The sequence below is a fragment of the Alkalihalobacillus sp. NPDC127517 genome (assembly GCF_050276055.1).
In the GTDB taxonomy this organism is placed as follows: Bacteria; Bacillota; Bacilli; order Bacillales; family Bacillaceae_D; genus Alkalicoccobacillus.
The window spans coordinates 298,326-322,931 of record NZ_JBNNQX010000001.1 but is presented as its reverse complement, the minus strand read 5'-3'; the positions used below and the strand labels follow the sequence as shown (position 1 = coordinate 322,931).

Below are 24,606 nucleotides of genomic sequence, written 5' to 3'. Positions count from 1 at the left end.
GTCACTCAATCCATGTGCTTTTTTTCAATAAAAAGATTAAAAAACCCTTAAACATCCTCACGCCAAGTCCGATATAAACAAAGAACACGCCATAACAGGCTGTTACAATCAAACAACAAACCCAACACAAGGATGTGTCACGGGTCAAAACTCAAGGAGGAACTATCACATGATTATTAACCACAATCTATCCGCAATGAACGCGCACCGTCAAATGGGCGCAAACCAAGCAAACGGAGCAAAAGCTCAAGAAAAACTATCTTCAGGTCTTCGCATCAACCGTGCAGGGGATGACGCTGCAGGTCTTGCAATCTCTGAAAAAATGCGCGCTCAAGTACGTGGCTTGGATCAAGCTTCTCGTAACGCACAAGATGGTATCTCTCTAATTCAAACAGCTGAGGGAGCCCTTACTGAAACTCACAACATCCTTCAACGTATGCGTGAACTAGCAACTCAATCTTCAAATGATACAAACACTGAAGTAGATCGTAATGAAATCCAAAAAGAGTTAAGTCAATTAACAGATGAAATTGATCGTATTGCAAACTCTACTGAGTTCAACAATCAAAAACTTCTAAATGGTGAAAAAGAAGGACTAAAACCTGCTTCTGCTGGTACTCACTCAATTCAGAATAACAGTCAGGCTGATGTTAAATTAACTGTAGATGCAGATGATGATTTAGATTACACTGGAACGATAATTATCACTCGTAATGACAAAGCTGCAGATGCACCAGATGATGCTGCAGATGAGTTTACAGTTACTGTTCCAGATGGTTCTACTATTACTTTAAATGCAGATGCAACTGAAATTGTAGGTGTTAATGCTGGAGATAACGTTGCTATCTCAGGTCTTGCTAACATGGCAGTTGGAGAAAGCGTAACAATCAGCTTTAAGAAAGCTGAGGATGCTAAAACTGATCTTGGGGATTCTCTTTCTTTCCAAATCGGAGCTAATAGCGGTCAGAACATTAAGGTTGGTATCAATGACATGCGTGCAGAATCTCTTTCGCTAAGAAGTACTGATGGAGAAGCATTAGATGTTACTGATGGTGACAAAGCTACTGCAGCCATCACTACAATTAATAATGCTATCGAAACAGTTTCATCTGAGCGTTCTAAATTAGGTGCTGTACAAAATCGTCTTGAGCATACAATTTCTAACCTAAACAACACTTCTGAAAACTTACAAGCTGCTGAGTCTCGTGTACGTGACGTTGACATGGCGAAAGAAATCATGGAGTTCACTAAGAACAACATTCTTTCTCAAGCTTCTCAGTCTATGCTTGCTCAAGCAAACCAAGCTCCACAACAAGTTCTTCAACTTCTTGGATAATTTATCCTACTTATAAGACTTCGGTTCTTCCGGAGTCTTATTTCTTTATCTTGTATATCCTTATTTTTGCATTTTATGGAGATACTACTTCTTAAAGGAGTGTGTTCATTGAAACGAACAAGTGTGATGAATTTGGCATTGTCTGTTTCTTTTATGTTGTTAGCAGAGGAACGAACCTCTCGACATGGTGAGGCTATTGCGGAGTATATCAAGGGATACAGAGGATACACAGGTTTAAATGGAAAGCATGTGAAAGGATTAAAGGATGTTTCACAGATGAAAAGCAGTAGTCATCAAAATATCCTTCAACAAGCTGGTTTTTCGGCTGAAATCTTTAGTGAGGCTAAAACAAATGCAGATAACATTCTAAATAAGAATTCTAATCGTGTAAGAAGAACGGATGGTATAGGTTCCGTTAATCATACCTCCTTTGATCAATTAGCTGTGGATTTAAATGGCCAACCTCTACTAGATTCTAATGGCCAATGGCTCAATACTTCACAAATGAAATTTAGAGCGAGTGTGAAAACAAACGTTCAAAAATTAATAAGTAAAAAAGAGTTTGATAAATATAAAAAAGCGGAATTCTTGGATATCCCATCAGACCAGTTTGTAGAGAGCCTGGATTTACTTAAACAACGTAGACAGGACTTGGAAAATCAGATCTCGGTTCTAGAGAAACTCGATAAGCCAGAAGATCTTGCTAGTAAAAGAGAACAACTTGGTAGATATAAGTCAGTTGAAAGTCGTCTTAGAGACAGTAAAGTAACCAGAGATCAAGCCGAAAAACTTAGGAAACAGCCTTTAAAAGAGACGATAAAACAAGTAAGTCAAGTTTCGCATCAGGCCGCTTTCAAACAAGGAAGAGATTCTGCCATTATTGCCGCACTAACGTCTTTAGTTCATCAAACTATCCTGCTATCAAAACAAGAGAAACCGGATTATATTACGGCTGCAAAAGCTGTACTGAAGGAAGCTAGTTATGCATTTGGTACAGCCTACTCCGTTACATATGTAAGTTCTCTATTAAAAGGTTGGTTGACGGCTTCACAACATCAATTAGTTAAGTCTGTTTCAAAATCAAATGTAGTTACATCCTCCTTATTCGAACTTTCTAACTTGATCATTAAATATATTCGAACTCCTGAATATACGTTGAGAGACTTATTTCTTGATTTAAGCGACAAGACCATTGCAGGATTCATAGGTTCCTTTGCTAGTGGTGCAGCATCTCTTGTGTTATCAGCAGTCTTAGGGCCAATGGTTGCAGGGGCTGTGGGATTCTTTGTGGGAACGACTGTTTACTCTTGTGTAAAACAAATCATGAAAGAAGCATCCGACTCGACGCTACAATTAAAAGAGTTAGAGATTCGTGCTTACCAAGTGAAAACAGAACTAATTAAAAGGCAGAAAGCATTAAAAGAGATGTGTGACAAGTATTTAGCGGATAAAACAAATCGATTAATGGAATGTATTGATACAATATCTGAGTCAATGGAAAGTCCTGACCATGATCGTTTTATAAAAGGTTGGGAGAATCTTGCGGCCCAATTTCAGATTGAGCTTCAATACGTGAAACCGAAAGAATTTGATGAATTTATGAATGATTCTACACAATCATTTGTCTTATAAATTGGAGGGGAAAGCATGCCATTACCATTATTATTAGTGCCAGCAGCAATTACAGCGGCAGTTGGAATTGTAAAAGGTAAACAAGCAATAGACAGGACTAAAGAAAGTAAAGAAGTATTTGGTAGTGCAAACGACCTAATTGAAGAATGGAACACTAATGTTCATGCTTCCAGAGAAAGGGCCAATAATGAACTTGATGAATATGGGCGCTATAAAATGGAAGTCATCTCTACTTCTATTCGAGACTTTGTCGATGTGTTCAAACGGATAAAAAATATTGAACTAAATGATACATCACAAGGACTGGATGAGCTAAATATAGAAAGTGATTCAGAGGAACTATTAACTGAATTAGAATTTAGTGTAGTCCAACTTGCTAAAATACTTGGTGGTGGGATTGCTTCTGTTGGTTCTGGTGCAGCCGTTGCCTTTGGAGCCTACTCAGCAACAATGGCTTTAGGAACAGCATCAACTGGAGCTGCTATAACTGGATTAAGCGGAGTGGCAGCAACGAACGCAACATTAGCTTGGCTTGGAGGCGGAGCACTAGCAACAGGTGGAGCTGGAATAGCAGGAGGTACATTAGTATTGGGTGGATTAGTTCTCGGACCAGCATTAGCTGTCGCTGGAACCGTTCTCTCAGCTGCAGCTAAGAAAAGACTAAATGAAGCGAAGGCATCACTTGTTAAAGCGGAGACATTTAGAGAAGATGCTAAATTATTCATTATCAATCTAGATAACATTCAAGATCGAGTTGCAATTGTTCATGATACATTACTAAGTGTGAACAAACACTTTATTAAATACAATGAAAAAATGAAAGACATACTCTTTCAAAATGGACTTAACTGGGCAGATTATACTGCAGAACAAAAAGCGATTATCCATCGTACATTTTTAATGGCTCAAGTAGTGAAAGGTATTATTGACACACCTATCTTATCTGAAGATGGCGAACTGACTACTAAGTCTTTAGAAATCATAAAGTCTTCAAAGTTATCTGTTCAAGAAATTATGGACCAGCAAATGTCTTATTAATCTGAAATGAGAATAAACGTAACATCAAGAGTAGATAAACGAACTCTTGATGTTATTTTTTATGGTCTTAGAATTATTTCTCCGATTCCGAATCTTACTCTGCATAATTAAATATAACCTCTTATTCATACCTTATACTGTTATTGTTCTACCAAAACAACTTTTCTTCATGGATCGTCTTAGGTACATTTTGATCATGTCAAATTAATTAAAGAGGGTCTTATGTATGTTTCTCTTATAGGAAAAGACTTTATTTACAGTCTAGCAGGCTTTATAATGTCTCTTGTTTTAGCAATATACTGATGTTTCCAACACCACAATTGGTTTAATAAGGAATATACATAACTATTTTCTTGGAATACCTGTAACTATTTCTGAGCTCCATTCGTGGATTCAGTGTAGAGGGGGAGCAGCATGGATTTGGATCAGATCTACCTGGATTATTTTAATGATCTTTATCGTTATCTTTATTTCCTATCTAATGATCATCATCAGGCTGAGGATTTGGCGCATGAGACGTTTTATCGTGCTTTCTTAGAAATGAGGAGTTCAGACATAGATGAGGTGAGACCGTGGCTTTTTAAGGTTGGCTATCATGTTTTCATTGATGTCACGAGGCGTCATAAACGAATGGTTGTAAGTGATCATGTTACGAAGCGAATAACCGAAAAGATTGAAAACGGTTTATCTCCTGAGCAAGCCTTTTTACAAAAAGAAGGGCTTCACGAATTACTTCACTATCTTGAACAACTATCCACATATGAAAAACATGCCATCCTCTTATGCGACTTTCATCAATTAAAGGAGAGAGAAGCGGCAGAGATCCTAGATCTGAAACTGAACACGTTAAAAAGTCATATTTACCGTGGGAGAAGAAAAATGATTGAGATGATTGAAGGGAGCGAGCGGTGTGAAGGAAGATGATCAGAAATCAATGTATGAAAAGAAAATACATGAGGCTACTGCACAGTTTGAAGGGATGCCTGTAAACAAACAAAAGAGACTGATTAAGAAAGAGCGGCTTCGTGCCAACGTAACAAATGTAGTCAGAAGTATCAGTGTCCTTTTATTAATTCTTCCGCTTATGACGCTAGGTTCTTATATCTATTACGGGATCACTGATCGGGCTAACAATTATATTGAAGTTGCGTTGAACGCAATGTATTTAACAAAACCAAATACGGATGTCTTTAACATTGAAAGTCAAATCGGGATATTCACCATCGACCTAGACCTAGAGATGAGCAAACGAATTGGTCAATCAGATTATCACACTGGAGACTATTCATATGCCATGTCTTTTAATGAACTGATTGATGTGAAGGAACGAAGCTATGATAGGCAGCCAATAGAGGATATGCAAAAAAGCGGACCTACATTTATTCATTCGTATAAAGGCGGGATGATTGATTCACCTGGAGCAGAGATCCTTTTGAGTTTGCCAGACAGCTATGTGGCTGAAGTGCATATTTCCTTTGAGGACGTGTACTTAATTGAGGACGCGGGAAGCTTTCTACCAGATGGAGCTGAGCCTGTTTGGTTTGCGGTGGATACAGGGAGAGATGATTCGATTGAAGGAAGTAATGTTGTGAAGGTGCCTTTTGGTTTCCCAGTTTACACGATGGATTATTGGTCAACTGTATTTTCACAGGAAAACGATCGTTCCGAGGCATTTCTTCAAGCGTTGAAGTCGTTATCGGAACATCAAGACTTTACAGAGTCGTTATTTAGCTCTAACAAGTTATTGATTGATGAACGAATTGAGTATGTTGAAGAAAAGGGTGTTTTCGTTTATGGAGCGACGGTTACAGGTTCTGTAGAAGATCTAAGGGAATTAACCGATGTTGAACAGGTGCGGAATATTGAAGTGGGGGAGACTCATTATGGTGACCAGTAAGAGACATCGTGTTGCAGACGTTTTAGGATTTGGCGCGTTCTTAGTTGCCATCGTCAATCTGATATTAATAAACTTTGTTGTTCTTACGAGTACATCTGGGGGCTCGACTTTTATGTTCTATTCACCGGTTTATGGGTTGGTTCTTGGGATGGTATCACTGCTGTTTAAGAGGAGAAGGAATGTGTTTGCGATGTGGGGAATGTTTTTGTGTTTGTTTTTGATTGTGTTTACCTTTCTGATGTTTGGGTTATCTTGGACGATTAATCCGAGGATTTAGTGGGGGAACATAATTTGAAAAAGCGCATAGCGAAGGACATTTAGAACGGGACAAAACTTGATCTTGAGCTTGTTAATCAGACGATCGTCATTAAAAAAGCTAAGGAAAAAGAGACTTTAGACGAACGCTTACAAACATACGACTGTAAAAAAGAGCATAAGGAACGGGATTGGGGAAAACCGGAGGGGGAGGAAATGTGGTAATGATTGTAGCAGAGCTCTTATCTTACTAGATGAGAGGATTGTTCTTGCTAATGCTCAGAGGTATCTTGGTGTTTTCTCCAGTTTTCTTGGTAAGGAGCTCTAGCGCCTTGCTAACAGGGGGCGGATCTTGATAAGTGTGCGTGTGACCTTGGTATCGGACCTCACTTCTTGGTGGACCCCCTTAGTTTTCTTGCTAAAAAGAGCATATATCTTAGTAAAGGCTCTTGGATCTTAATTAACATGCCCTTTTCCTTAATAAGAGGTTTAAAGATCTTGAAAAGGCTCTTGTTTTTTAGATATCGGGGTCGTTCTTACTAATGCTCAGATGTATCTTGGTGATTTCTCCATTCCTCTTGGTATGGAGCTCGAGCTCCTTGCTAACAGGGGTCGGATCTTGATAAGTGTGCGCGCGATCTTGGTATCGGACCTCACTTCTTGGTGGACCCCCTCAGTTTTCTTGCTAAAAAGAGCATACATCTTGGTAAAGGCTCTTGGATCTTGATTAAAATGCGCTTTTCCTTAATAAGAGGTGTAAAGGTCTTGGTCATTGAGTTTATGAAATTTTCTTACTTCACCGCGCTAACGCTTTCATCCAGACCCCGCTTGATATTCGTACACCTTGTGTGTTGAACTGCCCAGATTCCTGTCGAATTATCTGTTGCAATCTCTGCTTCATCCCATTAAACTTAACTCTTATTCATTGAATTATCTGAATGTTAGGTTATCTGACATGCAATCATTGTGTTGCTGAGAGGGAGTGGATGGATGTTTAAGAGAGGGTTTGATCGAGCGCTTGTTGGAGTGGAGAAGGTAGGAAATCTCTTGCCACAGCCGATTACAATTTTTCTAATTTTGATTGGGTTGCTGCTTGCGATGTCGACTGCTTTTTCGCTAGCGGGGTTGTCAGTAACGAACCCGGCAACGGAAGAGGTTACCGAAATCCGCAGCTTGTTAAGCGGTGAAGGGATTACATTTATAACGAGTACGATGGTTCAGAACTTTACGGGGTTTGCACCTCTTGGGGTCGTGCTGACAATCATGCTTGGAATTGGGCTTGCAGAGCGCGTGGGGCTTTTGTCTGCGTTTATTAAGAAAGTCATGCTTGCAGCACCCGTTTGGCTTGTGCCGTATGCGATCTTTTTTATGGGGAATTTTGCAACAATTGCTGCGGATTCGGCGTTTTTGATTGTCCCGCCGCTTGCTGGAGTGATTTATTATTCGCTTGGTAGGCATCCGATTGCAGGAATCGTTACAGGATTTGTTGGTGTTTCATCTGGCTATGCGACGGGGGTCATCATCACGTCGAATGAGCCGCTACTTGCGGGAATTACAAATGAAGCGATGGCGGTGCTGAGTCTTGAGGGTACGGTGACGCCGATTAGTAACTACTTTTTTATGATTGCTGGAGCTGTGATTTGTACAATCATTGGTGGAACGATTACGCGAAAGATTACGGAACCGCGCTTAGGTGCCTATACTGGTGATGAGGTGGATTCGACGGAGCCTGTTTCTAAGGAGGAAACATCTGCTCTGAAGCTAACTGGACTGGTTGGGCTCGCGTACATTGCCATCCTTGTTATTGGTATGCTCGTTCCGAACAGTATTCTTTTAAATGAAGAAGGAGGATTAACTCCGTCTCCATTTTTAAATGGAATTGTCGTCTATCTCTTAATCTTGTTTGCATTAATAGGTTTGACTTATGGAATAAAGATGAAGAGGATTACTGGAATGAAAGATGTTGCGCACTATATGGGTGAAGCTGTCGGTAGTATGAAGAATTTTATCGTGCTGGTCTTTTTTATTGGACAGTTCACGGCGTTTTTCTCTTGGTCAGGAATTGGTCTCTGGGTTTCTGTTAATGGAACGAATTTGTTAGAGGCAATGAATTTCACAGGAATTGGACTTATTATTAGTTTTATTTTAATGACTGCCGTTTTAAATTTAGTGATTACGAGTGGTTCGGGTCAGTGGGCAATCTTTGCGCCGATTTTTATTCCAATGTTTATTCAGCTTGGGTATGATCCAGCGTTCACGCAAATGGCGTATCGAATTGGTGATTCTTCTACAAATATGATTACACCATTGTCCGCATATACGATGATTGTTTTAGAGTTTATGAGGAAATATCAGAAGGATGCAGGGCTTGGGTCACTGATTTCATTAACGTTGCCTTACTCTATATGTATCTTAATTGGAACGACATTATTGCTTGTTATGTTTTATCTATTTGGCATTCCGGTCGGTCCTGGTGCAGAAATTCGATTGTAAAAGTAGACAATATCCTTAATTTCCACTCGGATTGGGCGTAATCTATCCCTCTTTTCCTACTCTCCAATACTATACATAAGCTCCACATTTTTTAGTTTGAAGTAGGAGGGGAAGCAATGATCATTAACAAAATTGTTAATGGTGGATTCGAAACGGGTGTTCTTACCCCATGGGTATCCGTTAACGGATTCGTCACGTCTGCTTTTAGTCACACTGGCTTCTATGCCGTTCAATTACCACCAATTGTGGGAAGTAGTCTTTCTCAAAATGTACCAATTGAAGCTGGAGACAGTTTCGAGGTATTGGCTTCACTAGCAAGAACAACTGGATTACCATCTCCACAGGTTGTATTAACTGTACAATTCTTTGATGCAGCGTTTAATGCTGTAGGGGCAGCTACTTCGGTAGTCATTGAGACTTCTGGTCTGCCGGTTGTTGAAAATGAAACATGGTTAACCGTGTATGAAACAACACCAATCGCACCAGTGGGAGCAGTCTCAGCAACTATTATTTTCAGTATTGCTGCAACCGTAGTTGGTTCAGACATCGTGATTGACGATGTTGCCATGATTTCATCATCTTCTGGATTTATTCCAAGTGGCCCTCCAGGAACAGGAGCTACAGGCCCGACTGGTCCAACAGGTCCAACAGGTCCAACGGGAGTAACCGGCCCAACAGGAGCAACGGGAGCGACGGGACCTGCAGGAACAGGAGTAACCGGTCCAACGGGAGCAACAGGAGCAACAGGACCTACGGGGCCAACAGGAGCAACGGGAGCAACCGGTCCAGCAGGAACTGGGGCAGGAGTAACGGGAGCGACTGGTCCAACCGGTCCGACTGGAGCAACAGGAGCAACGGGAGCAACAGGTGAGGGAGTAACCGGCCCAACCGGAGCAACGGGACCTACCGGGGCGACTGGAGCGACTGGCCCAGCAGGAACTGGGGCAGGAGTAACGGGGGCAACAGGCCCGACTGGTCCAACCGGAGCAACAGGAGACCCAGGCCCGACCGGAGCAACGGGAGTAACCGGCCCGACGGGAGCAACCGGATTAACAGGACCTACGGGAGCAACAGGATTAACAGGACCTACGGGAGCAACAGGTGTAGGAGCAACGGGAGCAACGGGAGCAACGGGACCTACCGGGGCAACGGGAGCAACAGGCCCAGCAGGAACTGGAGCAGGAGTAACGGGAGCAACCGGTCCAACAGGTCCAACAGGCCCGACAGGTGAAACTGGACCTACTGGGTCAACAGGTCCAACTGGATTGACAGGAGTAACGGGAGCAACCGGACCTACTGGAGCAACAGGAGTAACAGGAGTAACGGGAGTAACTGGCCCGACCGGAGCAACAGGAGTAACGGGAGCGACTGGTCTTACTGGAGCAACAGGAGCGACTGGGGTAACTGGAGCAACCGGTCCGACAGGCTCTACGTTACAGCCATTCTTTAATAGTAATATGCAGCCGCAAACGGTTGCAGTTGGTGGAGTAGTAACAGGTCTGAACCCATTTGCATTATCGGGTGTCACGTATACTGCTGCAACGGGTACGTTCACGTTCGTCACAGCTGGTCTTTACTATATTAGTGTAACGATTAACACTGCGGCAACGACACCGGCTAACCCGGTATTCGCGTTAATAGTTAACGGTGGAGCAGTTCCAGTAGCACCTGGTACGAACTCAGATGCTGGTGGTGGTCAGTTAACGATTGTCCGTGTACAAAGTTACGCTGCGGGTGATTCTTTCACAATTAATAACTTATCGACATTCCCAGTAACCATTGTTAACGCACCAAACGAAATAAACAGTGCTGGACACGTAACGATCCATCGCTTTGCTGATGGTCCAGTGGGTCCAATTATTACAGGTTAATCATTTGTTTGAGGCACATCAACATTATGTTGGTGTGCTTTTTTATGTCATTTTGGCTTATTTCTTGGTAAAGGATGATTTGATCTTAATGAAGGTATAGAAGTTCTTAAGATCGTTACGGATTCTCTTGCTAATAGGGGTTGATTCTTATTAAAGGGACTTTATTTCTTGTTAATGGACCTTGTTTCTTAGTGGAGATGTCTGGGTGCTTGCTTAAATGCTTATTCTCCTTGCTAAATGTCTTTTGTTCTTAGTTAAAATTTAATTTTCCTTAATAAATCATGTGAACTTCTTGCTAACTCTCCTCGCAAGTCTTGTGTGTAAAAAACGAGAAATCGGGTATACATAAAGTGTATGACCAGTTATTCAACTTCAAAATGAAAGTGATTGGGGCGTGTAAAATGTTTAAGAGAATACTGGTAGCGACGGACGGATCACTGCATGCTAGAAAAGGGTTGGAAAAAGCAGTAAAAATGGTTGAACCATACAAGTCTGAGGTTCATATTGATCTTGTGTATTGTGTCGATGTAAAAGATAATTCTCAAATCCTCCGTTATAGTGATAATCGGGAAGCAGACGCGCTCTCCAAACGAATGGTAGCAGAGAGCATGGATTATCTGCATCATGAGGGTATTTCTTCATCTAGCTTTTATTTACGTGGAGAGCCGGCTCGAATGGTTCTACTTTATTTAAAGGAACATGATTATGACTGCTTGGTTGTTGGAAGTCGTGGAAGAAACGATCTACAGACCCTTGTACTCGGTAGTGTTAGTCACAAATTAGCGAAGCATGCAAAAATCCCTGTGCTCATTGCAAGGTAAATAGAATGCATCAGACCTCGTCTACAGGACCGAGGTTTTTTTGATGTCTAAGAAGTTTTCTGTCATACTCCCCCATCCTTTTATGATTACTGGTACAATAAGTAAGACTTAGATATAGAAAGAACGGTGATCGATTGAACGAACGTATAAAGTTGCTTTTAACAGTAGCGCTTCTATTTGGTGTTATAGGGCTAATTTTCTATTCAACATCTCAGCCATATTCGAACCAGGATATTAGACCTACTTTAAATAAGCTGCCTATTCATTGGTTAGAGGATACATTTTTAAACAAGATTTCATTTACATACGGGTATCAAGAGAGAAGTATTGAAGCGAATGGTGTTGCGGGATTTCTTGAGTTTTTTATACGTAAAGGCTCTCATCTAACCGTGTTTGCACTGGTTGGATTTCTAGCCACAAGGCTACTCGCTTTTTTTGTTCGCGTAAGAGTGGCCGCGCAGATTACATTCTTTACGGTACTGATTTATGCTAGTATTGATGAAACTAGGCAATATTTTAGCGCGGAGCGTCAGGGGTTAATTGGAGACGTAGTGATTGATACGATCGGTGGTTTGATAGGAATTCTATTGATGGTATGGTGGTTATCGAGAAAGAAAAGGGTGCGCAGTTCCTGAGTGGGACTGTGCTTTTTTCTGTTTGTTTTCCTAAAAGTGTAAAGGGATGAGCAAAAAACCGATAAAAAGGAAGACTGCATATTTTACATATGGTTAAAAAATCAAACATTTTATTTGATCTTTTTTCACATTTTTCTAACCAAATGCCAATTTCTGTAGTATAATTGGACTGGTTTCTAAGATATGCAACTTTATAACTACTAAACGGAAGGGGTTTGATATGAAAAAATTAATCAGTTTGTTTGTTGCTTTTTTGCTTTTGTTTAATCTTTTGTCACCCTATGCTGCGCTTGCAGAGTCTAACACGTCATTTGAGCCTAAAGAAATCGAGGAACCGATTGAGATTCAAGACGATACATATGAGCTTGAGCACGTGAATGCTTGTTTGTCTGACTTACTTAATCGAGACGAGATTAATAAGGACGATCTAGCAGACTTTCATCTAGATCAACTTGAATTGACAGAAGAGGAAGTATTGACTCTTAAAGACTGTTTATCTCTTCTATTATTAGAAGAAGAGGAAGCTGCAAACGAAGAAATGGCGACTGAAGAAGAAGCAGTGGAAGAAGCTGTTGTTGAAGAAGAAACAACAGAAGACGCTGTGACTGAAGAAGCAGTAGAAGAAGTTGTTGCTGAAGACGAAGCAACAGAAGACGCTGTGCCTGAAGAGGAAGCGGTGGAAGAGGTTGTTGCTGAAGAGGGAGCAGCGGAAGAAGCTGTGACTGAGGAAGTAGCAGAAGAGGTTGTGACTGAAGAAGAAACAGTAGAAGAAGCTGTGACTGAAGAGGAATCAACAGAAGAAGTTGTGGCTGAAGAAGAAGCCGAGGAAGAAGAGCTTGTTCTTGAAGAACTTGAAGAGAGCCCAATGATTATGTTCTCTACGCGAGTGATGGAAGAGCCTGTTAAGAAGTCTACAAGTCGATTGGGGCACCTTTACCGCAGTGCGACTGTTTACAAAGATTTAGATCAGTCAAGTACTTTAAAGCTTTCTGATCTACTTGACACGGTCTATTACATTAAGCAACAAGCTACTTATCAAGGTGAGACTTTCTATTTAATAAGTAAAGAACCAAGTGCTACAAAAGGAACTGTTGGATGGGTAAAGAGCTCTGATATTCGCTCCTATACTCACACGACCACTCATAAAAATAAAAGCACGTATTATGTAAATGGTTCAGGTAAGGCCTATACAAAAGCGTCAGGTGGTTCGAAAGATGAAGTTTACAGTAATCTTTCCAATCAAAAAGGCCAAGAATTTCATGTTCATTTAACTGAAAAAGCAGGAAATGATACATGGTTCCGTGGGACTCTAAATAACAAGACTGTTTGGATTAAGAGTTCAGATGTAAGTGAAAAAGCTGTAACTGGAAAGAAAACATCTACAAGTAGATTAGGACACCTATATCGCAGTGCAACTGTGTACAAAGATCTTGGAAGCTCAAGTAAATTGAACCTTTCAAATCTATTAGATACAGTTTATTACATCAAACAACAAGCCACATATAACGGCGATACCTACTACTTAATTAGCACGCAACCAAGTGCTACTAAAGGTACAGTAGGCTGGGTGAAAAGCTCTGATATTCGCTCATATGCTCATTCGACTACTAATAAAAATAAGACTACTCTATATGTAAAGGGTACGGGTAAAGCCTATACAAAAGCATGGGGTGGGTCAAAAGATGAAGCTTACAGTGATCTTACCAGTCATAAAGGTAAGAAGCTAGAAGTAAACTTAACTGAAAAAGTAGGAAATGATACGTGGTATCGAGGGAAGCTAGATAATCGTACTGTATTTATTAAGAGCAGTGACCTAAACGATAATAAAGTGACAGATAAAAAATCCACTAGTAGATTAGGTCATTTATACCGCAGTGCAACTGTTTATAAAGACCTTGGAAACTCAAGCACATTAAAGCTTTCTAATTTGTTGGATACTGTATATTATATTAAGCAACAGGCTCAATATAATGGAAATACGTATTACTTAATTAGTAAGAATCCAAGTACCACAAAAGGGACTGTTGGTTGGGTTAAAAGCTCAGACATCCGTTCTCATGCTCATACAACTACTGATAAAAAGAAACATACATTCTATGTAAATGGGACAGGGAAGTCTTATACAAAAGCATGGGGTGGATCAAAGGATCTGGTTTTCAATTTATCAAGCCATAAAAATAAAGAATTCGTCACCAACTTAACTGAAAAAGTAGGTAACGACACGTGGTATCGTGGTACGTTAAGTGGGAAAACTGCTTGGATTCATGCAAATGACCTTTCAGAAAAACTAGATACGAATTCGAACTACAACATCACCCTAGACCAAGCAGCTAACATGCAAGTTGGAGCAAATGCGCAGACTGACCGTTATACACAGTATGTGCACAAAGACTTCGTAACAAGAAGCGGAAACAATTATGTTGTTAATGCTTCTGCGCTAAACGTTCGCAGTGGCCCTGGAACAAACTATCCAGTGGTTGGACAATTAAAAAATGGTCAGCGCCTTTCTATTCGTAGTACAAGTGGCAGCTGGTATCGATTGTTCTGGGTAGATGCAACGAAAAAAGACATTGTGTACTACTTAGATCCTAAGAATTTCATTAATGATCCCATTCAGCAGTTCCAATTCCTTGATCTTGCGAAAACAAGTGGAGCAAGTGAAACGTCTCTTAACAACTACTTACGCGGAAAAGGAATTCTTGCTGGGCAAGGTAAAGCATTTATTGATGCTGGACGTATACATGGAATTAATGATGTGTACTTATTATCTCACGCACTACTTGAGACAGGGAATGGATCGTCTACCCTTGCAAAAGGCGTGAAATATAACGGCGTTACGGTTTATAACATGTACGGAATTGGTGCACTAGATAGTTGCCCAATTGATTGTGGTACAAAGTATGCATATGATCAAGGCTGGACTACACCATACAAATCTATCGTTGGTGGAGCAGCGTTCATTGGCAATAGCTATGTGAAATCTGGTCAAAACTCATTGTACAAAATGCGTTGGAATCCGGATGCAATGGTTCGAAATGGCCGTGCGACACACCAGTATGCAACAGATATTGGCTGGGCTTCTAAGCAGGTTCACAGCATGTACAATCTATACCAAGGAATCGGTTCTTACACATTGAACCTAGATGTCCCGGTATACAAATAATGTAGAAACTCCGACTTTGTGGTCGGAGTTTTTTTGTGCAATGGAAGTTGAGTCTTGGTAAAAAGATCATTCTTCTTGCTATCGGTATATAACGCGATGTAAATGTGTCTTGAGTGGATGTATTATAGGTAACGTTCTTAGATACGGTATGAATCTTCTTATTAACCGCTCAACTCTCCTTGTTTTGGCTTCTAATCTTCTTGCTAACGTACCCTCTCCGCCCAACTTGCATAAACTACGTCTAACGGATAAATGTAGGAGGGATCTTTTTATGAAAGGTGTGATCTTAGCGGGAGGTACGGGTTCGCGGCTGCTTCCGCTGACGGCGACAATCAATAAGCATATGCTGCCGGTTGGGCGGTACCCGATGATTATGCATGGGTTGGCCCGGTTAAAGGAGGCTGGGATTCTTGATGTGTTAGTGGTTGTCGGAAAGCGGGACGGAGCGCCAATCCTAGGCTTGCTTGGGAACGGGAAACGTTACGGGATGAACATAACATACCGAGTACAGGAGTCGCCTGGTGGAATTGCGGATGCGCTTCGGTTAGCAAGGGAATTTGTCGGGCGTGACCGGGTAACTGTTTTGCTTGGGGATAACTTGTTTATTGAGCCCATATTAAGTGCGGTACGCCACTTTCAGAACGAAGAGCATATTGATGCAATGGTGATGCTAAAAAAAGTGGACGATCCGGAACGATTTGGTGTGGCGACCATTGAAGACGGCATGATTACTTCTATTGATGAGAAGCCTTTGCTGGCTCAGTCAAATGACGTGGTGACTGGGCTCTACCTGTACCGGTCTTCTGTATTTGACATCATAGAAACATTACTTCCGTCAGCCAGAGGGGAGTTAGAAATTACAGATGTGAACGTGGCTTATCTTGCAAATAAAAGACTTGGTTATCAATATGTGCAGGGAGAATGGATTGACGCAGGGACTCATGAGTCTTTGGCCAAGGGGCATCAGCTTGCTGCGACGATTGATCTTGACCCGATACTAAGTCGAACCTATGAGGTTGTCTCAGTATGAAGGTGATTGAGCTTGAACTGGAGGGTGTAAAACTGATTGAGCCGACCGTTCATCTGGATGAACGTGGCTACTTTCTAGAAAGTTATCAACAGGTTGCCTGGAACAGCGCAGGGATTTCCACATCGTTTATTCAAGATAATCACTCTTACTCCGTTCAGTCTGGTGTGTTAAGAGGGCTTCATTTTCAATTGGGTGAAGCTGCGCAAACCAAGCTAATACGGGTTCTAACTGGGGCGATCTATGATGTAGTTGTGGATCTTCGGCCTTCTTCTACTACTTTTAAAAAATGGATTGCGGTTACACTGCGTGCAGAGAATCATCAGCAATTGCTTGTGCCAAAGGGTTTCGCGCATGGGTTTTGCACACTTTCTCCACATACACAGGTTTTTTATAAGGTGGATCAGCTGTATAATCGAGAAATGGAGCGCGGTGTGAATTGGGCGGACCCTGAGCTGTGTATAACATGGCCCACATCATCGCCAATTCTTTCAGAAAAGGATCAACAGCTACCGACGCTTTGTAAGGTGTTAGAGGAGGAAGGGATTGTATGAGGCTTTTAGTGACTGGTGGAGCCGGATTTATTGGCAGTCATTTTATCCGATATATACTGAGGGAATATCCAGACTATCATATCATTAATGTGGATGCATTAACGTATGCGGCAAACCTAGCGAATCTTTTGTCCATTGCGGATGTAGACAGATACCAATTTATCCATGTGGATATACGCAATTTGAGTAAAATGGAGCACATTCTCTCTACTAACAATATTGATGCGGTTGTGCATTTTGCCGCTGAGACGCATGTTGATCGAAGTATTCATGCACCTAGCACGTTTGTGGAGACCAATGTTCTTGGAACACAGAATTTGCTAGAATGTGCACGGGCGCATCACGTGAAAACCTTTGTGCACATCTCGACGGATGAGGTATATGGAACACTTGGGAGTGAGGGATTGTTTACAGAAGAAATACCTCTCGCGCCAAACAGTCCCTACGCGGCAAGCAAGGCAAGTGCTGACTTCTTCGTAAGGTCCTACTATGAAACATATGGTATGGATACGCGGATTACGCGGTGTTCCAACAATTATGGACCGAATCAATATCCGGAAAAGTTGATTCCAGTCGTCATTCATCAAGCATTAAAAGATGAGAAAATTCCTTTGTATGGTGATGGACAGAATGTTCGCGATTGGCTTCATGTGTATGATCATTGCACGGCTATTGACCGTGTTCTTCATAAAGGTAGCCCTGGATGTGTGTATAATATCGGTGCAAACAACGAATGGAACAACAAAGACCTTATAGAAGAAATTCTTACTCTTATGCAGGTTTCGAGAAGTCAGATCGAATCGGTACCTGACCGATTAGGGCATGACCTGAGATATGCGATTGATGCGTCGAAGATAAGAAATGAGCTGGGGTGGCAGCCGGTTTGTGATTTTCGTAACGGGTTAAAAGAAACAATTGATTGGTATGTCAGTCAAGAGTCAAACAAATAATATACATCGCAAAAAATCATGTAAATCCTTCTTTATTTGTTCAAACGACTCGATCTTCGGGTATGATATACAACAATAAGGAGGGATTCACGATGGTACAACAAAAAGGATTTGCCCGTGGATTGTTCTATGGCATTCTCATTAACATTCCACTTTGGGGCCTTATTATTGGAACAATCGACTGGATAGTTTCTTAAGAAAAGGTTAATGTTTACAAATGGTTAAAGGTTCGATAAGATAAAAGAAATAAGTGATAGGAGGTGGGTAGTATGAATCGTTCGATTGGGAGTGAGTCTGATTTCTTGGCATTTTTGTTGATTTGTCGGGCTCTATTTTCCGCAGCAGTTACCAAATTGGATCAGTCTGTCCAATTTACTAAGGTAACTGTATAGGAAATCCCAACGGAAGAGACATATGCCCACAGACGGTGAAGGTGGCAGAGACGCTCTGCCACCTTTTTTGGTATGCACATTTGTCTCTTTCTCACCTGGAAGGAGAGAGCAAGATGACTATTTTTTATATGAAGGATGTATCACAAACATACGGAGTACACGTGATTTTTGAACGTTTATCGCTTGAAATAAAGCAAGGAGAGCGAGTGGGTCTAGTCGGGCGAAATGGAGAAGGTAAAACAAGCCTCCTTCACATCATCGCAGGCATGAAGGAACCAGCAAGTGGATCAGTTGGTTGGAAAAAAGGAGCCACCAAAGGAGCGCTCGAACAGCAACCCGAGGTTAATAACAATCGAAGCTTACAGGAACAATTGAAGCAGGTATTTACAGATTTAATTGAAAAGGAAAAGGTTATGCGCCAATTGGAGGCACAGCTGCAAGAGCTTACCGATTCTAAAGCATTGGAGCGTTGTTTGGAGAAATACGGAACCCTCCAAGAGGAGTTCGCCGAACAAGGCGGCTATGAAATGGATGCGGATATTCGCAGAGTCAGTGCGGGTTTGGGCATTCAGTCGTTGCTTTTGAATCATTGGAATGAGTTAAGTGGTGGAGAGAAAACGAAGGCAGGTCTTGCCAGGCTTTTGTTAACGAAGCCTGATCTACTCCTACTTGATGAACCGACCAATCATCTTGATTTAAAAGCAACAGAGTGGTTAACTGACTGGGTCAATCAATATGCGGGAACGGTTGTTGTGATCTCGCATGACCGAGTATTTCTGGATGAGACGGTGACGCGAATCATTGAGATGGATAGCGGGGAATTATCCTTTTACGAGACGAATTATTCAGGATACGTGGTGGAGCGGGAGCAACGACTTCTCCTTGAATTCCAGCAGTATCAGGATCAACAGAAAAAGCTGAAGAAAATGCGCGAGACGATTAAGCGTTTAAAAGAGTGGGCCAATCGCGCTAACCCACCAAATGCCGGAATGCACCGCCAGGCAAAAAGTATGGAAAAGGCGATGAACCGGATTGAACGTGTGAAAAAGCCAGTAATGAATCGTAAGCAAGTCCAGCTTGATTTCGAGCAAGGAAGCAGGAGTGGAACAGACGTTGTTCAGCTTGAATCTGTTTCAAAATGCTTTGGTGATCGTGAATTGTTAAAAGACGTAAACCTCGCATTAACATATCAAGATCGGTTGGCGATTGTCGGAGAAAATGGGGCGGGTAAATCAACACTTTTTAAAATAATCTTAGAAGAGCATCGTCCTGATGTAGGTAGATGTAAAGTTGGAGCAAATGTCTCGATTGGTTATCTGTCTCAGCACGGGTTAGAAGGTGGAGGCGATCAACGAGTCATTGATGCCTTCCGAGATTATGTAGTAATGACTGAGGGTGAGGCACGAGCAGAGCTTGCCAAGTTTCTCTTCTATGGTCAGGATGTGTTTAAAAAGGTGCAAAGCTTAAGTGGGGGAGAGCGGATGAGGTTGCGCATGGCTCAGCTTATTCACGACCGTCACAATCTCCTTTTACTTGATGAGCCAACCAATCATCTAGACATTGATTCAAGAGAAGTGTTAGAAGATGCACTAGCTGAGTTTGAAGGAACGATTCTTTGTATTTCGCATGATCGCTACTTCTTAAATAAACTGTTTCCAAAAACAAGCTGGCTTGAGGATGGGCGTTTGACGATGTATGAAGGAAACTATGCATATAGTCGTGAGAAACGAGAGGAATTTCATTGAATAAAAGATTTTACTAAATGAGTATTATGTTTATAATAGGAGGAGATCAAAAAAGCAGTGAGGTGCTTAGATGGCAGTGACGATTCAGGATATCGCGAATAAAGTAGGAATGTCGATTGCTACAGTTTCCAGAGTGTTAAATCAAGATCCGAATCTTTCAGTGACCAAAAAAACACGCGAGAAGATTTACGAAGCAGCGGACCAGCTAGGGTATAAAAAGAAGGCTTTTAAACATTCGTTAAAGAAAATCGCCTTTATGTATTGGTTTACCGCTCGGGAAGAGCTAGAAGATGTCTATTTTCAAGAAATACGAGAAGGCATTCATGAGCAAGCTGAAGCACGGAGTATTAATTTAAAGCTCTATACGATTGAAGACGGCGTTGAAGCAGTTGATCCAGCAACAGAAGGAATTCTCGCTATTGGCCGATTCACGAAGGCTGAGCTTGATCACTTGTATAAGGTTGCACCAAATGTTGTATTCATTGATACATCGCCTGATGAAGAACGATTTGATTCGGTGAAGCCAAACCTCTCGCACATAATTGAGCGGATGGTTGAGTTTTATGTAGAGAATGAGCATCATTCTGTTGGGTTCATCGGTGGGGACGACTATGACATCGACCGAAACATGCGGCTACCGGACATCCGTGAGACAGCTTTTAGGCTCTATGCTGATCGGTTTAACGTGTTAGAGGATTCAGCCATTTTTATAGGGAACCGGTTTTCGGTGGAGCAGGGTTATAAGCTGATGCAGCAAGCAATCGACAAGCTCGGGGATAATCTCCCATCCGCCTTTTGTATTGCAAGTGATACTCTTGCAGTGGGCTGCCTCCAAGCACTGAACGAGCGAGGGTTCGACCTGCCCAGCCGGGTGAGTCTGTTTAGCATTAACGATAGTCATGTGTCGAAGTATGTATCGCCTCCCTTAACCACTTATCGCATTCATACAAATGTGTTGTGTGAAACGGCAATGGATTTAATGATGGAGCGGTTAGTCGATAAGCGCGCAATTGCAAAAACGGTATATATCTCTTCCACTCCTGTTTTTAGGAAAAGTACGATGGAACGAACGGAGCGACTGGAGAAAGGAGCTACCCTTTGAGGGTGGCTTCTTTTTTTATGTGCGCTGGGATGGGAGTGCGCGAGAAGAGTTGAAAGTGCGCGCCTCCCTCTTAACCAGACAACTAGTAAAATATTTTACTTAAACTATTTAATAAAATCTATTTACTATTTTATTAAAAGTTGATATTCTACATTTAGTAAGCGTTTTCTTTTTTTACTTTATAGAGACTTAAGGGGGATGCAAGATGAAGAAGAATAAATTTCTACATGTGAGTGCATTAACGGCTGTAGCAGTGGCTTTAACTGCGTGTGGTCCTGGTGAGGATGATGGGACATCTACTGAAACAACATCAACAGGTACAGATACATTAATTGTTTGGGAAGATATACAGAAGTCTGATGGAATTGCGGACGCGGTCGAACAGTTTGAGAAAGAGCATGATGTGGAGATTGAAGTGATTGAAAAGGGCTATGCGGGTCAGATTGAGGATCTACGATTAGATGGTCCATCAGGCAGTGGTCCTGATGTTATTACTGTACCTCATGATCAGATTGGAACTGCTGTTACAGAAGGCTTGCTTAAGGAGTTATCGGTTTCGGATGAGGTCAAAAGCACATTTACTGAGGAAACGATGCTTTCTCAAATGGTAGACGGAAAGGTTTATGGCCTTCCTAAGGCTGTTGAAACGTCCGTGCTTTTCTACAACAAGGAGCTTGTTGATGAGAGCAATCTTCCTGAAACGTTGGATGAGTGGCACGACTTTTCTACAGAAGTCACAAAGGATGGACAGTATGGCTTTCTTGCAAAATGGGATAGCATCTACTACGCGCAAAGTGTCATCGGGGGATATGGTGGCTATGTGTTTCCTCAGGAATCAGACGGTAGCTATGACGTGACGGACATTGGTTTAAATAATGAAGGCGCGGTTGAAGGTGGCGAATACATTAAGACGTTCTTTGAGGAAGGGCTTTTCCCAGCAGGAATTATTGGCGAGCAGGGAATTAATGTGTTGGATTCTTTGTTCACTGAACAAAAAGCAGCGGCTGTCGTTTCTGGCCCTTGGTCGTTTGGTCCATATGCAGAAGCTGGGGTTGATTATGGAGTTGCACCCCTTCCAAAGCTATCAAATGGGGAGAATATGAGTTCGTTCCTTGGAGTAAAGAGCTATAATGTATCTTCTTACTCAAAAAATCCTGATCTTGCTGAGGAGTTTGTTGAGTTCCTGACAAACTTCGAAAACTCGAAAAAGCGTTTTGAAATCACACAGGAGGTTCCACCAATCATTGAGTTAATGGAGGATCCGCTTGTGACAGATAACGAAAATGCAGCAGCGATGTCTGAGCAGAGCTTGTATGCAACACTTACACCTAACATTCCGGAGATGGCAGAAGTATGGACGCCGGTTGACAATGCACTAGGTTTAATTGCGACGGATCGAGGAGAAGTCAGTCAGGCATTTGATGAAGCAGTTGAAACCATTCATTCACAAATTGAAGCGAATCATTCGAGATAATGTAAGGGGTGGAGTAAGACGTAAGTGTTATCACTTACGTCTTCTTGCTCACATGAGACCAATATAAGAAGGTGTATGAATTGATCGAATATGAGGTTCAACGCGAGGTTTCAACCAAACATCGAAAACGAGCGCTGGCTCTGTCCGTCATTCCAGGATTCGGACAGTTTTATAATCGGCAAATCGCAAAAGGATCTGTATTTTTTGTTCTTGGTGTAGCTTTTATCATTGTGTTTAAAGATTTGTTTAACATGGGATTTTGGGGATTATTTACGCTGGGTGTTCAGACGCCTAGAGATAATTCCGTTTTCTTATTAGCAGAGGGTATTATTGCTGTGATTGTAGCGGCAATTGGTATTGCGATCTACTACTTTATGATGAAGGATGCGTACGTGAACGGCCGGAATCGTGATAAGGGCATTCCTCTAAACTCAGTTCGTGCGCAGTATCACCAGCTTTTAGATCAGGGATTCCCTTATTTAATGAGTACACCGGGCTTTTTCCTGCTGTTATTCACTGTTGTGTTTCCAATTTTATTTAGTTTTGCATTAGCCTTTACTAACTATGATCTCTATCATTCGCCTCCAGCGAATCTGTTTGATTGGGTTGGGCTGCAAAACTTTACAAACATATTTACCGTGGATATTTGGCGTTCTACATTCTTTGATGTACTCGGCTGGACCATTATCTGGACACTTGTTGCGACAACCTTGCAGTGTGCAGTTGGGATTTGGCTTGCCGTTCTAGTCAATCAGAAGGAAATCAAGCTTAAAAGCTTTTTCCGTACGATCTTAATCCTCCCATGGGCTGTTCCGGGATTTGTGACCATTTTAATCTTTGCAGGACTATTTAATGATACGTTTGGAGCCATTAATAATGATATTTTTGCGTTCATTGGAATCGATCCTAAGCCGTGGCTGACTGATCCATTTTGGAGTAAGGTAGCGCTGATCTTTATGCAAACCTGGCTCGGGTTTCCTTTTGTCTTCATTATGACCACGGGTGTGCTTCAATCGATCCCGCAGGACTTATATGAAGCGGCAACGATTGATGGAGCAGGTGTGATGAGTAAGTTTCGTTTGATTACGTTGCCACTTGTGTTGTATTCCATTGCACCGATTTTAATTACGCAGTATACGTTTAACTTCAACAATTTTAATATTATCTATCTCTTTAATGGTGGGGGTCCACCAGTTTCCGGATCAACTGCAGGTGGTACCGATATTCTTGTTTCGTGGATCTACAAACTGACCATGCAATCTTCTCAATATGCACTGGCTGCAGCGATTACGATCCTGCTATCAATCTTTGTCATTGCGATTGCTCTGTGGCAGTTTAAGCGCACGAATTCATTTAAAGAGGAGGATATGATGTAGCATGAATACTAAACAATCAACTAGGCTTCGTGTGAGTGCGACGTACGCAGTACTTGTCGTCGTTGTCATAGCGATTTTGTATCCTCTTCTTTGGGCAATTGGTGCATCCTTTAATCCAGGGAACAGCTTAATTAGTACGTCCATGATTCCAAAAAATCCAACGCTTGCACACTATGTGGAGCTGTTTACCTCTAATCGAATTCTCTATCTACAGTGGTATCTTAACTCAATGAAAATTGGGCTTGCTACGATGGCGTTGACGTTAGTCCTCGTTAGCTTTACAGGCTATGCGTTTTCTCGCTTTCGTTTTAAAGGAAGAAAAAATGGCTTGATACTGTTCTTGCTTTTGCAAATGATCCCGCAGTTCTCAGCACTCATCGCAATCTTTGTTCTTGCTCAAATGCTTGGTTTAATCAACAGTCACTTTTTGTTGATCCTGATCTATGCAGGCGGACAGATTCCGATGAACACTTATCTAATGAAGGGATATTTGGATTCGATTCCAAAGGATCTTGATGAGTCGGCTCGTATAGACGGAGCGGGTCACTTCAGAATTTTCCTTCAAATTATTATGCCGCTTGCAAAACCAATACTTGCGGTTGTAGCGATTAACTCGTTTACAGGTCCGTTAGGTGATTTTATATTAGCGAGCGTGATTGTTCGGACGCCTGAAATGTACACCTTGCCAATCGGATTATATAACTTAGTATCTGATCCAATGGGTGCAAGCTACACTACGTTTGCAGCGGGTGCGTTACTGATCGCGGTTCCTGTTACGATCTTATTCTTAGTTGTTCAAAAGCAGTTTGTCTCAGGTTTAACTCAAGGTGGAACAAAGGGTTAAA

At 41.7% G+C, this 24,606-nt stretch carries 19 protein-coding genes; all 19 read left to right on the top strand.

Annotation, left to right across the window (positions count from 1 at the left end):
* Positions 1 to 169 precede the first annotated feature (169 nt).
* The 19 genes from flgL to ganQ all read left to right on the top strand — a co-directional run bounded on the left by flgL (position 170) and on the right by ganQ (position 24,605).
* Positions 170 to 1,336 (top strand): flagellar hook-associated protein FlgL, encoded by a 1,167-nt coding sequence (gene flgL, locus ACQKKO_RS01455; RefSeq protein ID WP_498643602.1) that lies wholly within the window; start codon positions 170 to 172, stop codon positions 1,334 to 1,336.
* 108 nt (positions 1,337 to 1,444) lie between these two features.
* Complete coding sequence (locus ACQKKO_RS01450) at positions 1,445 to 2,968, top strand: hypothetical protein (protein WP_498643600.1); 1,524 nt, start codon at positions 1,445 to 1,447, stop codon at positions 2,966 to 2,968.
* 15 nt (positions 2,969 to 2,983) lie between these two features.
* Entirely contained in the window at positions 2,984 to 4,006 is a 1,023-nt protein-coding gene (locus tag ACQKKO_RS01445) for a hypothetical protein (RefSeq protein ID WP_498643598.1), read from the top strand.
* Positions 4,007 to 4,420: 414 nt separating this feature from the next.
* Positions 4,421 to 4,930, top strand: coding sequence for a sigma-70 family RNA polymerase sigma factor (locus ACQKKO_RS01440; protein WP_498643596.1), 510 nt, complete (start codon positions 4,421 to 4,423; stop codon positions 4,928 to 4,930).
* A complete protein-coding gene (locus ACQKKO_RS01435; RefSeq protein WP_498643594.1) occupies positions 4,917 to 5,903 on the top strand; it encodes an anti sigma factor C-terminal domain-containing protein in 987 nt (328 codons plus the stop codon). Before ACQKKO_RS01440 ends, ACQKKO_RS01435 begins: the two co-directional genes overlap by 14 nt.
* The gene (locus ACQKKO_RS01430; RefSeq protein WP_498643592.1) at positions 5,890 to 6,180 is read left to right on the top strand and encodes a hypothetical protein; all 291 of its coding nucleotides are present in this window, start codon (positions 5,890 to 5,892) and stop codon (positions 6,178 to 6,180) included. Before ACQKKO_RS01435 ends, ACQKKO_RS01430 begins: the two co-directional genes overlap by 14 nt.
* A gap of 968 nt (positions 6,181 to 7,148) precedes the next feature.
* A complete protein-coding gene (locus tag ACQKKO_RS01425; RefSeq protein ID WP_498643590.1) occupies positions 7,149 to 8,651 on the top strand; it encodes an AbgT family transporter in 1,503 nt (500 codons plus the stop codon).
* 116 nt (positions 8,652 to 8,767) lie between these two features.
* Positions 8,768 to 10,522 carry an NTTRR-F1 domain gene (locus tag ACQKKO_RS01420; RefSeq protein WP_498643588.1) on the top strand — a complete coding sequence of 585 codons (1,755 nt, stop codon included), beginning with the start codon at positions 8,768 to 8,770 and terminating at the stop codon, positions 10,520 to 10,522.
* Positions 10,523 to 10,923: 401 nt separating this feature from the next.
* A complete protein-coding gene (locus tag ACQKKO_RS01415; protein ID WP_498643586.1) occupies positions 10,924 to 11,343 on the top strand; it encodes a universal stress protein in 420 nt (139 codons plus the stop codon).
* 134 nt (positions 11,344 to 11,477) lie between these two features.
* Complete coding sequence (locus tag ACQKKO_RS01410; protein WP_498643584.1) at positions 11,478 to 11,978, top strand: VanZ family protein; 501 nt, start codon at positions 11,478 to 11,480, stop codon at positions 11,976 to 11,978.
* Between the two features lie 220 nt (positions 11,979 to 12,198).
* Positions 12,199 to 15,141, top strand: a complete 2,943-nt coding sequence (locus tag ACQKKO_RS01405) for an N-acetylglucosaminidase (RefSeq protein ID WP_498643582.1) — start codon at positions 12,199 to 12,201, stop codon at positions 15,139 to 15,141.
* Between the two features lie 271 nt (positions 15,142 to 15,412).
* Positions 15,413 to 16,171 (top strand): sugar phosphate nucleotidyltransferase, encoded by a 759-nt coding sequence (locus ACQKKO_RS01400; protein WP_498643580.1) that lies wholly within the window; start codon positions 15,413 to 15,415, stop codon positions 16,169 to 16,171.
* A complete protein-coding gene (rfbC, locus tag ACQKKO_RS01395; protein WP_498643578.1) occupies positions 16,168 to 16,722 on the top strand; it encodes a dTDP-4-dehydrorhamnose 3,5-epimerase in 555 nt (184 codons plus the stop codon). The genes ACQKKO_RS01400 and rfbC overlap by 4 nt, the downstream gene beginning before the upstream one ends.
* Positions 16,719 to 17,672, top strand: a complete 954-nt coding sequence (rfbB, locus tag ACQKKO_RS01390) for a dTDP-glucose 4,6-dehydratase (RefSeq protein WP_498643577.1) — start codon at positions 16,719 to 16,721, stop codon at positions 17,670 to 17,672. Before rfbC ends, rfbB begins: the two co-directional genes overlap by 4 nt.
* A gap of 505 nt (positions 17,673 to 18,177) precedes the next feature.
* Complete coding sequence (gene abc-f / locus ACQKKO_RS01385) at positions 18,178 to 19,809, top strand: ribosomal protection-like ABC-F family protein (RefSeq protein ID WP_498643575.1); 1,632 nt, start codon at positions 18,178 to 18,180, stop codon at positions 19,807 to 19,809.
* Positions 19,810 to 19,879: 70 nt separating this feature from the next.
* Complete coding sequence (locus ACQKKO_RS01380) at positions 19,880 to 20,911, top strand: LacI family DNA-binding transcriptional regulator (protein WP_498643573.1); 1,032 nt, start codon at positions 19,880 to 19,882, stop codon at positions 20,909 to 20,911.
* A gap of 205 nt (positions 20,912 to 21,116) precedes the next feature.
* Positions 21,117 to 22,385 carry a galactooligosaccharide ABC transporter substrate-binding protein GanS gene (gene ganS / locus ACQKKO_RS01375; RefSeq protein ID WP_498643571.1) on the top strand — a complete coding sequence of 423 codons (1,269 nt, stop codon included), beginning with the start codon at positions 21,117 to 21,119 and terminating at the stop codon, positions 22,383 to 22,385.
* A gap of 83 nt (positions 22,386 to 22,468) precedes the next feature.
* Positions 22,469 to 23,761: a carbohydrate ABC transporter permease gene (locus ACQKKO_RS01370; protein ID WP_498643783.1), complete on the top strand. Its 1,293-nt coding sequence runs from the start codon at positions 22,469 to 22,471 to the stop codon at positions 23,759 to 23,761.
* Between the two features lies 1 nt (position 23,762).
* Positions 23,763 to 24,605, top strand: coding sequence for a galactooligosaccharide ABC transporter permease GanQ (ganQ, locus tag ACQKKO_RS01365; protein ID WP_498643570.1), 843 nt, complete (start codon positions 23,763 to 23,765; stop codon positions 24,603 to 24,605).
* Position 24,606 lies beyond the last annotated feature (1 nt).

Excerpts from the sequence above, each read along its gene's own strand:
- ACQKKO_RS01430 (WP_498643592.1), top strand. The coding sequence starts at position 5,890 with ATGGTGACCAGTAAGAGACATCGTGTTGCAGACGTTTTAGGATTTGGC.
- ACQKKO_RS01405 (WP_498643582.1), top strand. The coding sequence starts at position 12,199 with ATGAAAAAATTAATCAGTTTGTTTGTTGCTTTTTTGCTTTTGTTTAAT.
- abc-f (WP_498643575.1), top strand. The coding sequence starts at position 18,178 with ATGACTATTTTTTATATGAAGGATGTATCACAAACATACGGAGTACAC.
- ACQKKO_RS01400 (WP_498643580.1), top strand. The coding sequence starts at position 15,413 with ATGAAAGGTGTGATCTTAGCGGGAGGTACGGGTTCGCGGCTGCTTCCG.
- ACQKKO_RS01440 (WP_498643596.1), top strand. The coding sequence starts at position 4,421 with ATGGATTTGGATCAGATCTACCTGGATTATTTTAATGATCTTTATCGT.
- ACQKKO_RS01415 (WP_498643586.1), top strand. The coding sequence starts at position 10,924 with ATGTTTAAGAGAATACTGGTAGCGACGGACGGATCACTGCATGCTAGA.
- ganS (WP_498643571.1), top strand. The coding sequence starts at position 21,117 with ATGAAGAAGAATAAATTTCTACATGTGAGTGCATTAACGGCTGTAGCA.
- rfbC (WP_498643578.1), top strand. The coding sequence starts at position 16,168 with ATGAAGGTGATTGAGCTTGAACTGGAGGGTGTAAAACTGATTGAGCCG.
- ACQKKO_RS01380 (WP_498643573.1), top strand. The coding sequence starts at position 19,880 with ATGGCAGTGACGATTCAGGATATCGCGAATAAAGTAGGAATGTCGATT.
- rfbB (WP_498643577.1), top strand. The coding sequence starts at position 16,719 with ATGAGGCTTTTAGTGACTGGTGGAGCCGGATTTATTGGCAGTCATTTT.
- ganQ (WP_498643570.1), top strand. The coding sequence starts at position 23,763 with ATGAATACTAAACAATCAACTAGGCTTCGTGTGAGTGCGACGTACGCA.
- ACQKKO_RS01420 (WP_498643588.1), top strand. The coding sequence starts at position 8,768 with ATGATCATTAACAAAATTGTTAATGGTGGATTCGAAACGGGTGTTCTT.
- ACQKKO_RS01445 (WP_498643598.1), top strand. The coding sequence starts at position 2,984 with ATGCCATTACCATTATTATTAGTGCCAGCAGCAATTACAGCGGCAGTT.
- ACQKKO_RS01425 (WP_498643590.1), top strand. The coding sequence starts at position 7,149 with ATGTTTAAGAGAGGGTTTGATCGAGCGCTTGTTGGAGTGGAGAAGGTA.
- flgL (WP_498643602.1), top strand. The coding sequence starts at position 170 with ATGATTATTAACCACAATCTATCCGCAATGAACGCGCACCGTCAAATG.